Here is a 9,347-nt window from a genome sequence, read left to right as displayed (position 1 = left end):
CACTCAGAGGTAGTAGAGCGCGACGACGGCGAGCGGACCGACGACCGTCAGCAGGAGGACGGCGACGATGACGGCGTTCCCGAGGTGGGTGGCGCGCCAGACGAGGAGGGGGAGCGCCGCGAAGACGGCGGCGAGCGCGCCCGCCGCGTACGTGACCGTCCGGTTCGGCTCCGGACGCGCCGAGGGCGTGACGGGGAGGTCGAGGGCGACGACGGCCGCGCCGAACGCCGAGAAGGGGCCGACGGTCGCGCGCGTCCGCTCGGGGTCGTACGCGCTGTCGGGCCACGGGGAGTCGGCGGGCGCGCTCCAGTCGAGTTGGACGAGCGCGGTGTCCGCGTAGCGGTCGACGAGGCGGCGCGGGACCGAGCCCTCGCAGGCGTCGAGCGGCGCGCGCCACTGCGGTTCCTCGAGCAGCCGGTCGTAGCCGACGAGCGTGTCGCCGTAGCGGCGAAACGACATCGACCCGAGGCGGAGGTAGCGTCCCGCGACCCCGAGGCAGCCCCCCGCGAGGAGGAGCGTGACGGGGACGAGTCCGAGCAGCGGGTCGACGAAGGCGACGAGGAAGGCGGCGAGGAGCGCGCAGAGGAGGCCGGGGCGGGTGGCGAGCGCGGCGACTCCGGCGAGCGCGCACTCGACGCGGACGGCGCGCGCGTCGGGCGTGCGGACGGCGTCCGGGTCGCCGTCGGGGACGGGGACCGCCGGCGCGGCGACGGTCGTGTCCCGCGTGCCGAGGAGCGCCGCGAGGGCGCCGTCGCCGGGGCCGCCCGCGACCCAGTGGGCGTACGTCTCCGTCGCGAGTTTCGCGGCGACGACGCCGACGACGACCGCGAGGCCGCCCGTTCGGAACGTCTCGCTCGCGCCCACGGGGACGGCGAGCAGGAGCACGACGAGCGTCTGCTGGCCGGTGTGCGCGACCGCCATCCGCGCGGAGACGTGCTCGTACGCGCGCTCGCCGACGTAGTCGCGGGCGAACGAGACGCCGTGTGCGACGACCATCCCGAGCGCGCCGACGGCGACGGTGAGCGGGGCCACGCGCGCCCCCCAGAGGTCGAGGACGTAGCCGAAGTAGCCACCGATGCCGAGCCAGACGAGACCGAGCATCGCGAGCTGGAGGAGCGCCGTCGGGACGTTGTGGACGTAGAGCGTGTGGCCGCCGACGGTCCAGCCGCCGCGTTTCTCGCGGAGGCCGCGCATCGGGAGGCGATAGCCGCTCAGCGCCTCGTCGCGCGGCACCGAGAGCAGCGCCTTCGGGACGCCCCACGCGGCGGCGACGCCCATCTCGAGCCAGTAGAGGACGAGGACGGTCGCGAGGCGCCACTCGAAGAAGAGGACGCCGGCGAGCGGGTAGCAGTTCGCGGCGACGACCGCGAGAAACGCGAGGTGTCGCCGCGCCGGAGCGCGCCCGCTCACGGCCGGAGGGCGGTGGCGCGACGCGATGCGGTCGAGGCGGGCGGAACGGACAGTATGGAGGGCATCACCGCCGGTGTTTCCGATGCGGGACCAAAAACCGTAGGGTCAGAGGTAGTCGTCCCAGAGCGCGATGTCGGCGTACCGGTCGCCGCGGTCGGGGAAGGGGACGACGACGACGTCCTCGGGCGTGAGGCGGCCGCGCTCGGCGAGGCGCTTGACGGCGGCGAGCGCGCCACCGGAGGAGGGCCCGACGAGGAACTCGCCCCCGACGCGGAGGTGCTCGCGGACGGTCGCGCGGTCGTACTGGCCGGTCGCGTGGACATCGGGGTCGCGCTCGGCGTAGCGCTCGCGGAGCCGACGGGCCTCGTAGTAGGCCTCGGCGGTCGGGAGCGCGAGGACGTCGTCGAGTTCGTCGCGCGCGTAGACGTCCGGGTCGTCGAAGCGCGGCCCGCGGACGTACTTCAGCCCGTCAATCCCGTGGCGGGGCTCGGCGGGTTCGTAGCCGACGACGGTGACGTCGCCGCGAGCGCGGAGCGCGCGCCCGACGCCGGTGACGGTGCCGCCGGAGCCGGCGCCCGCGACGAACCGCGTGACGCGGCCGTCGGTCTGCGCGTGGACCTCCGGGCCGGTGGTGCGCTCGTGGACCCCCGGGTTCGCGGGGTTCGCGTACTGATCGGGCATGTAGGCGTCGCGCTCCGCGACCCGGCTGTCCGCGAGGTCCAGCATCGCCTCGTAATCGGACGCGTACGTCACGGTGCCGCCCGCCGCCCGAATCGCGTCGGCCTTCTGCTCGGGCGCCTCCTCTGGCATCACGATCTCGACGTCGTAGCCCCGGGCGACGCCGAGGCGCGCGAGCGCCGTCCCCGTGTTCCCCGAGGAGGGTTCGACGACGAGCGACCCCGGCGCGAGCGCGCCGTCGGCTTCGGCGGCGTCCAGCATCGAGCGCGCGATGCGGGACTTCACCGACCCGCCGCCGAACGGCTGTGCGTGGAGGTTGTACCACTCCGGCTTCGCGTACACCTCGCAGGGGACGTCGAGGTCGAGGTGGAGGAGCGGCGTCCCCCCGATGCGCGACTCGTCGAGCGGCGGCACGTCCGTCATCGTCGGGAGTTGGTGCGTGCGCGCCGTAAGCGATTGGGCCGCACGGCCGCCACGCCGTGTCGCCGCCGCGTCGTCGGCGAGCGGTCAGTCGAGGGCGGCGGCCAGCATCTCGACGGGCGTCGGCGGGCGCTCCGTGTCGTCGTCCCGGTCGCCGAGCTGGGTGCGGCAGGACGCGCCCGGCGCGACGACGACGTCGCCGGGGCTGTCGTCGATCTGCCCGTAGAGCGTCTCGGCGATGGCCTCGCTCATCGAGTGGTGTTCGGCCTCGTATCCGAAGCTCCCCGCCATCCCGCAGCAGCCCGAGTCGAGCGGGTCGACCGCGTAGCCCGCGCGACGGAGGACGCCGACCGCGTGGTGGTCCTTCTTCGTCGCCTTCTGGTGGCAGTGGCCGTGATAGGTGAGCGACGCCCCGGGGTCGCGGGTGTCGAGGCGCTCGTCGAGGCCGAAGGCGTCGAGGTACTCGAGGACGCCGTAGGTGTTGTCTGCGACCGCCTCGACGCGCTCCCCGGAGAGCAAGTCCAGATAGTCGTGCTGGACCATGACGGCGTCGCTGGGCTCGACGAGCACGACGTCCCAGTCCTCGGAGATATAGGGGTGGAGTTCGGCGACGTTCTCGGCGGCGGTGTCCGCCGCCAGGTCGAGGAAGCCCTTCGAGTGCGCGGGCCGCCCGGAGTCGGTGCGCTCGGCGACCCGGACGTGGACGTCGGCGGCCTCGAGGACGCGGACGGCGGCCTTCAGCGGCGCGGGCTCGCTGTAGTTCGAGTAGGTGTCCGGGAAGAGGACGACCGTCCGGGTCGCGCTCCGCTCGGGCACCTGCGGGCCCCGCTGTGCCCACCAATCCCGGAAGGTCTCGCGGCGGAACGTCGGGAGCGAGCGCTCGGCGGCGATGCCCACCAGTTTCTCCATCGCCGCGCGGGCGAACGGGAGGCGCGTCGCCGCGTTCGAGAGCGGCGCGAGCGCGGAGCCGACCCGCGAGAGCGTGTCGACGTGCGCGAAGGCCTTCTCGCGGAGGCTCGCGCCGTGCTCGGCGTGGTACTCGTGCTCGACTTCGGCCTTCAGCTTCGCCATGTCGACCTCGCTCGGGCAGTCGCGCGCGCAGCCCTTACAGCCGATGCAGAGGTCCAGCACCTCCTCGACGAACGCCTCGTCCGTGACGTCCCCCGGGAGGTCGCCGCTCATCGCCTGCCGGAGCATGTTCGCCCGCCCGCGCGTGCTCTGGATCTCCTCGCCGCTCGCCCGATACGTCGGGCACATCACGCCGCCCGTCGTATCTTGGTCGCCGCGACAGCCGCCGCAGCCGTGACAGAGCTCGACCATCCCCTCGAAGCCGTTCTCGGTCTCCCACTCGAGGCTCGGCTCGAAGCCCGCTTCGAAGTCGTAGTCGGGCCCGTAGCGGTGGTGCTCGGTCATGTCCACGGCCTCGGCGCGCGCGGGCGTCCCCGCCGGCGGCGCCTCCGCGTCGCCGTAGCCACAGACCTGCCCCGGGTTGAGGAGCCAGTCCGGGTCGTACGCGCTCTTGAGGTCGCGGAACGTCTCCCAGAGGGCGTCGCCGTAGAGCTTGCGGTTCCACTGGGTGCGCGCGCGGCCGTCGCCGTGCTCACCGGAGACCGACCCGCCGTACTCGACGACGAGGTCCGTCACGTCGTCCGCGATGGACTGCATCGCCTCGACGCCTTCGAGGGATTTCGTGTTCACGAGCGGGCGGACGTGCAACACGCCGGGGCCGGCGTGCGCGTAGAAGGACGCGAACGTGTCGTGCTCCGCCAGTATCTCCTGGAAGCCCCGGACGTACTCCGCGAGGTGCTCCGGGGGGACCGCGCAGTCCTCGATGAACGAGACGTGCTTCTCGTCCGTCGTCCGCGAGAGCAGGATGGGGAGGCCGGACTTGCGGAGTTTCCAGAAGTTCGCGCGGCGCTCGGCGTCGTGGGCCTCCAGGGCGTCGTTCGCGCGCACCGGCGCGTCGCCGCCCGGCCGGTCGTCCGCGGGTTCGGCCGCCGTCTCGACGCCGGGCCGCCTGTCCGCGAGCAGGTCCGCGACCTTCCGCTCGCCCGCCTCGTCGTCCGCGGCGTAGAACTCCACGAGCAACACCGACCCCGTCCCCTCCGGGAGGAGGCCGACGACGTCGCGGAACTCCTCGGTGTCGCGCGCCAGCTCGAGGAGGACGTCGTCGATGAGCTCGACCGCCGCCGCGTCGTGCTCGAGGACGGCCTCGACGTCCGAGACGGCCGTCACGACGTCGTCGTACGTGAGCAGGGCGACCGACTTCGTCTCCGGAATGGGCTCGAGCGAGACCGTGGCCTCCGTCACGATGGCGAGCGTCCCCTCGGAGCCCGCGAGCAGGCGCGCGAGGTTGACGGTGGCGTCCTCGTCCACGGCGCCCGACGCGTCCGTCCCCTCCGCGACGAGCACGTCGAGGTTGTAGCCCGAGACGTTCCGCTTCAAGTCCGGATAGCGCTCGCGCACCTCGGCGGCGTCCTCCTCGAGGACGCGCAGTACCGCCGCGTGAACGCGCTCCTCGATGTCGCCGTCGGGGTCGGCGCGCTCCCGTAGCTCCGTGACCGACACCTCGCCGAACGTCGCGACGGTGCCGTCCGCGAGCACCGCCTCCACCTCCTCGACGTACGCGTCCGTCTTCCCGTACTTCAGCGAGTGCGACCCCGTCGAGTTGTTCCCGATGGCGCCGCCGAGCGCGGACTTATCGCCCCACGCCGGGTCGGGCGCGAACTTCAGGTCGTGGTCCTCGAGCGCGGCGTTCAGCCGCCCGAGCTTCACGCCCGGTTGAGCGCGCGCGAGCGCGTTCGCCGCGTCCACGTCCCGTACCGCGTCCATGTGGCGCGTGAAGTCGAGGACGACCGCCTCGTTCACCGTCTGGCCCGCGAGGCTCGTCCCGCCGCCGCGCGGGAGCACCGCGATCCCCTCCTCGGCGCAGTACTCGACGACCGCCGCGACGTCCGCCGTCGACGCCGGGAAGACGACGCCCACGGGCACGACCTCGTAGAGACTCGCGTCCGTCGCGTACAGTTCGCGCGAGTAGGAGTCGAAGCGCACCTCGCCCTCAACGCGACGGGAGAGCGCCGCCGCGAGGTCGGGGCGCTCCACGTCGTCGCTCGCGTAGTCGTAGTTCGCGGCGGCGTCCGCGGCCGGGTCCGCCGCCTCGCCCGGGTCGATAGCCATACCCGCGGTGGCGTCTCGCGAATCCATAATACCTCGGGGGTCGGGGACGGCGGCCGAATTCAGAGCGGGATGGCCGAACCGTCCCCGAGCGCGGAGCCGCCGTCGTTCAGAACGGATGGGCCCTGGCGGATGGTGACTTCGCGGTTCTGAGGGTCGTGAGTGGGTTCAGCGTCATGATTAGAGGTCGGGAAGGTAGTCGCGGCGCTGTTCGGATTTCTCGCGAGCACCCCGCCGGTCGTAGTGCTTGTCGAGGATGCCCTCGCTCGCGTCGAGGCGGTCCGAGACGATGCGGCGCGGGACGTCCTCGCGCCGATAGGCGGTGACTCGGCCGCTCCGAACGTCGTGCGGGGAGCGACTCGACGGACAGTTGCTCGCGCGGGCCACATCCGTCGCCTCGCACTCGTCGGGGTTGCGGTCGTGCGGACAGGGCGCGCCACGCCAGCACGGCCGCGTGATGGTGTACAGCGTATCGCGGAGCGTGCTGGTGTGTGGGCGGCCGTGAGTGGTCGTCAGGAGTGGCTCGCGGCCGTAGTCGTCGACGACGTCGTGTCGTGGGCCGTCGACGTAGTCCTGAAGCGTCCGGGCGACGCGCGGACTGATCGCGTTCCAGCGTTCGCCCTTCGCCTTGTTCTTGAGCGGGCACTCCTCGCCCGGCCGGTGGACGAATTGGAGGCCGGGGTCGTTCCCCTCGAGGGAGACATCGGCGAGGTTCAGTCCGCGAAGTGCGCCGATTCGCGCACCGGTGTGCCACATCAACAGGAGGGTGACGTGGCTGCGGCCGGCGTACTCGTAGCGCTCGAGGTAGTCGAGGATGGTCTCGGCGCGCTCGGGCTCGAGCGTCGTGTTGGAGACGTCTTCGCCGCCGCTCACCGTCGGGAGCGGCACTTTCTCGCGGAGGGAACTCGGAACCGCGTCGACGTCAGCGGCGAACCGGAGGAACGCCCGGAGCGTCGAGAGCTGGCCACGTAGAGTGACCGCCGCGATGGGCTCGCGGTTCCCACCGTCGCCTTCACGCCGCCAGATTCGGTACTCGTAGAGGTCGCGGCCGCCGAGTTCGTTCAGGTTCTCGATGTCGTTCTCCGCGCACCACTGCACGAACGCGTCGAGTCGGTAGCGGTGCGATTGGAGAGTGTCGGCGCTGATTTCGTCGCGCCGCGCCTCGAGATACATCTCGACTGCGGTCTCGGGGTCGAGTGGGTCGAGACCGCTCATTCGTCGCCCTCCGTGTCCGCGAGAACCGCACGCTCGTAGGCGTCCTTGACGAAGTCGGACATCGCGTACTCGACGCTCACGCCGTCGAACTCGATGGCGATAGTTGCGTCCGCGAGGTTCTGCGTTATCTCGTAGCTGTATCCTTCGATCTCGCCATGTCCCACCGATTCGCGGAGCCCTTGCAGGCCGTCACGGTCGTCGTCACCGACGACGTCACCGACGACGCCCCGTCGCGTCTCGCTCACGAGTTACTCACCTCAGGAGACACAGGCGCGTACTCGCGAACACCCTCGCAGTTCGGGCACTCGACGACGAGCGCCAAGACGCCCGTCGGGCCGGGGACGAGGCGCTCGCAGTCCGGGCACGCGAACGCCCGGAACCATCCCGAGGAGCCCGCCGACGCGCGGCTCATGCGTCGGCCTCCGTTTGGAGGGTGATGCGGCCATCCACCCGGTCGACGGTGACGGCGTCGCCGGGCTCGGCGCCGAGCGCATCCACCACCGGCGTCCCGAGGAGGAGGCGTGTCTCCGACCCGACGTCGTAGACGTGGTAGGTCCGGGGGAGGACCGGCCGATGACGCTCGTAGCTGCCGTCACTCACCGCCATCACCTCCGGCGCGTGGTGCGACAGGTGGCGGGTCACGCGGGAGCGCGCTCGACGCCGACCCGAGCGGGTCACCGCTGAACTCGCGGACCGTCGCCGTCTCCACGCCGTCGTGCGTCGTCTCGTCGTGCGTTTCGCGCTGGATGCGGGCGAACTCCGAGCGCTGATACGGCCGCTTCGTCACCGGCTCGCCCTCCGACGTCGAGCACTCCCGACACACCATCTGGAAGAACACCGCCATCACGCACCGCCCTCCTTCTGGATACGGGGTGCGAGCATGAACTCGCCCGCGAACCCCCAGTCTTCGTGCTCGAACGCGAGCTTCACCGGGAACTGGTCGCCCCAGCGAATCGTGACACGGTCGGCCTTCGACGACTTCAGCGCCTGTGCGAAGTCCCCGAGGTAGTCGAGGCTGAAGACCGAGGACACACCCTCGTCGCCCATGTCGTGCGCGGCGTTCGGGAACATCACCGACTCACCGAGCTCGTCGTCGGCCTCCCCGTCCGGCATCGTGTCGCCGTCCGCGTTCGTCCCGAGCAGCATCGTCGTCCCCGAGCGCGAGAGGTGCGCGTGATCGCGCTCGAAGGCGTCGGTCGCATCGCGGAGCGCCGTCACGTTCGGGGTCGCAGTACACGGCAGGTCGAGGTCGGGTACCTCCGGCTCCGGGCGGACGCTGTCCGGGTCGATGCTGAACCACTCGGTGCGCCGCGCGACCGACTGGTCCGGGCGCGTCACCTGCACGCGGACGCGGGCCGGGTCGTCGAGAATCTGGATGCGGGCCGGGTCGCCGTCGTCACTCCGGCCCTTTCGGGCCCACGACACGGCTTTCTCGAAGAGGTGGAGGTTCAGCCCGACCGTCACCTCACGCTCGACGTCGAACTTGCTGAAGCCTTCAGCGGGCGCGCTCGCGTCCACCATCCCGACGTTCGCCGGGTCGACCGCCGTGAACTCGAGGCCGTCCTCCGTAACGTGCAACCGGAGTTCGTCGACGACGACGGACGCGAGCTCGGTGAGCGAGCGAATCGGGTCGCCGTGCGTGACGATGGTCGCGACCACGTCGTCGCTCGGCGTCTCCGGCGTCGGCCCCACGTCGGCGTCGGTGGTGTCGTCCGCGACCGCGACACCGCCATCCGTGACCGCGCGCTCAGCGGCGGCGTCCTCGCTCTCGAGAGTGTTCTGTGCGGCCGTGACGAGGTCCATGGCGCGCGTCGCGCCGATGCCGTCGAGCGTTTGCAGGTCGCTCAGAGCGACGTCCGCGAGGTCGCTGGCGCTCGTGATGTCGAGCGTCGCGAGCTTCCCCGCCGTCGCCGGCCCGACGCCAGCAACCGCTTCGACGTCACTCATGCCGACGCACCCCCCGACGCCGTCCACGCCTCGCGAGCCGCAAGCGCCTGCTCGCCCGCGTCCGTCAGCGCGTACTCGTTCGTCCGCCCATCCACCTCCCGCTTCGCGATCAGGCCCGCATCAGCGAGGTCGTCGAGATTCGGGTAGAGGCGACCATGATTCACCTCCTCGCCGTAGTACTCCCCAACCGCACGCTTCACCGTCAGCCCCTTCGACGGCCCACACCGGTCGAGCGCGTGCAGCAGGTCGCGCTGGAACGCCGTCAGGTGCGCGAGTTTATCCGATGCCGATTCGTCTAGCGTCGTGCGGGCTCCACGGCCCGCATCAGTGGGTTCCGTCATAGTCTCTGGCGGACCAACCACGTTTTTTCACCGGGCGGCGTTGCACCGCCGTCCGGTCATAGAACCCGTATAGCCACGAGATTCTCCTATGGTTGCTCCTTGTTCGTATTGTTATAGCCATTAACTAATAGCTTTGGATTAGAATGTAACAAGAACCTGTCT

10 protein-coding genes are annotated in these 9,347 nt (G+C 71.2%); all 10 read right to left on the bottom strand.

Annotation, left to right across the window (positions count from 1 at the left end):
* Positions 1–3: 3 nt before the first annotated feature.
* The 10 genes from EFA46_RS05405 to EFA46_RS05360 all read right to left on the bottom strand — a co-directional run bounded on the left by EFA46_RS05405 (position 4) and on the right by EFA46_RS05360 (position 9,185).
* Positions 4–1,410, bottom strand: a complete 1,407-nt coding sequence (locus EFA46_RS05405) for a DUF6498-containing protein (RefSeq protein ID WP_123074275.1) — start codon at positions 1,408–1,410, stop codon at positions 4–6.
* Between the two features lie 105 nt (positions 1,411–1,515).
* On the bottom strand, positions 1,516–2,511 hold the full coding sequence (locus tag EFA46_RS05400; protein WP_123074276.1) for a PLP-dependent cysteine synthase family protein: 996 nt from the start codon (positions 2,509–2,511) through the stop codon (positions 1,516–1,518).
* Between the two features lie 84 nt (positions 2,512–2,595).
* Positions 2,596–5,685 (bottom strand): FAD-binding and (Fe-S)-binding domain-containing protein, encoded by a 3,090-nt coding sequence (locus tag EFA46_RS05395; protein WP_123074277.1) that lies wholly within the window; start codon positions 5,683–5,685, stop codon positions 2,596–2,598.
* Between the two features lie 177 nt (positions 5,686–5,862).
* On the bottom strand, positions 5,863–6,897 hold the full coding sequence (locus EFA46_RS05390) for a site-specific integrase (protein ID WP_255494015.1): 1,035 nt from the start codon (positions 6,895–6,897) through the stop codon (positions 5,863–5,865).
* Positions 6,894–7,142, bottom strand: coding sequence for a hypothetical protein (locus EFA46_RS05385; protein WP_123074278.1), 249 nt, complete (start codon positions 7,140–7,142; stop codon positions 6,894–6,896). Before EFA46_RS05385 ends, EFA46_RS05390 begins: the two co-directional genes overlap by 4 nt.
* Positions 7,139–7,309, bottom strand: coding sequence for a hypothetical protein (locus EFA46_RS05380; RefSeq protein ID WP_158604239.1), 171 nt, complete (start codon positions 7,307–7,309; stop codon positions 7,139–7,141). The genes EFA46_RS05385 and EFA46_RS05380 overlap by 4 nt, the downstream gene beginning before the upstream one ends.
* A complete protein-coding gene (locus EFA46_RS05375; protein ID WP_148040641.1) occupies positions 7,306–7,497 on the bottom strand; it encodes a hypothetical protein in 192 nt (63 codons plus the stop codon). Before EFA46_RS05375 ends, EFA46_RS05380 begins: the two co-directional genes overlap by 4 nt.
* Positions 7,490–7,741 carry a hypothetical protein gene (locus tag EFA46_RS05370; protein ID WP_123074280.1) on the bottom strand — a complete coding sequence of 84 codons (252 nt, stop codon included), beginning with the start codon at positions 7,739–7,741 and terminating at the stop codon, positions 7,490–7,492. Before EFA46_RS05370 ends, EFA46_RS05375 begins: the two co-directional genes overlap by 8 nt.
* Complete coding sequence (locus EFA46_RS05365) at positions 7,741–8,844, bottom strand: helix-hairpin-helix domain-containing protein (RefSeq protein WP_148040642.1); 1,104 nt, start codon at positions 8,842–8,844, stop codon at positions 7,741–7,743. The genes EFA46_RS05370 and EFA46_RS05365 overlap by 1 nt, the downstream gene beginning before the upstream one ends.
* Complete coding sequence (locus EFA46_RS05360; protein ID WP_123074282.1) at positions 8,841–9,185, bottom strand: PadR family transcriptional regulator; 345 nt, start codon at positions 9,183–9,185, stop codon at positions 8,841–8,843. Before EFA46_RS05360 ends, EFA46_RS05365 begins: the two co-directional genes overlap by 4 nt.
* Between the last annotated feature and the right edge of the window lie 162 nt (positions 9,186–9,347).

The organism is Halarchaeum sp. CBA1220, assembly GCF_003721175.2.
GTDB lineage: Archaea > Halobacteriota > Halobacteria > Halobacteriales > Halobacteriaceae > Halarchaeum > Halarchaeum grantii.
This window is presented reverse-complemented; position numbering and strand designations above follow the sequence as displayed.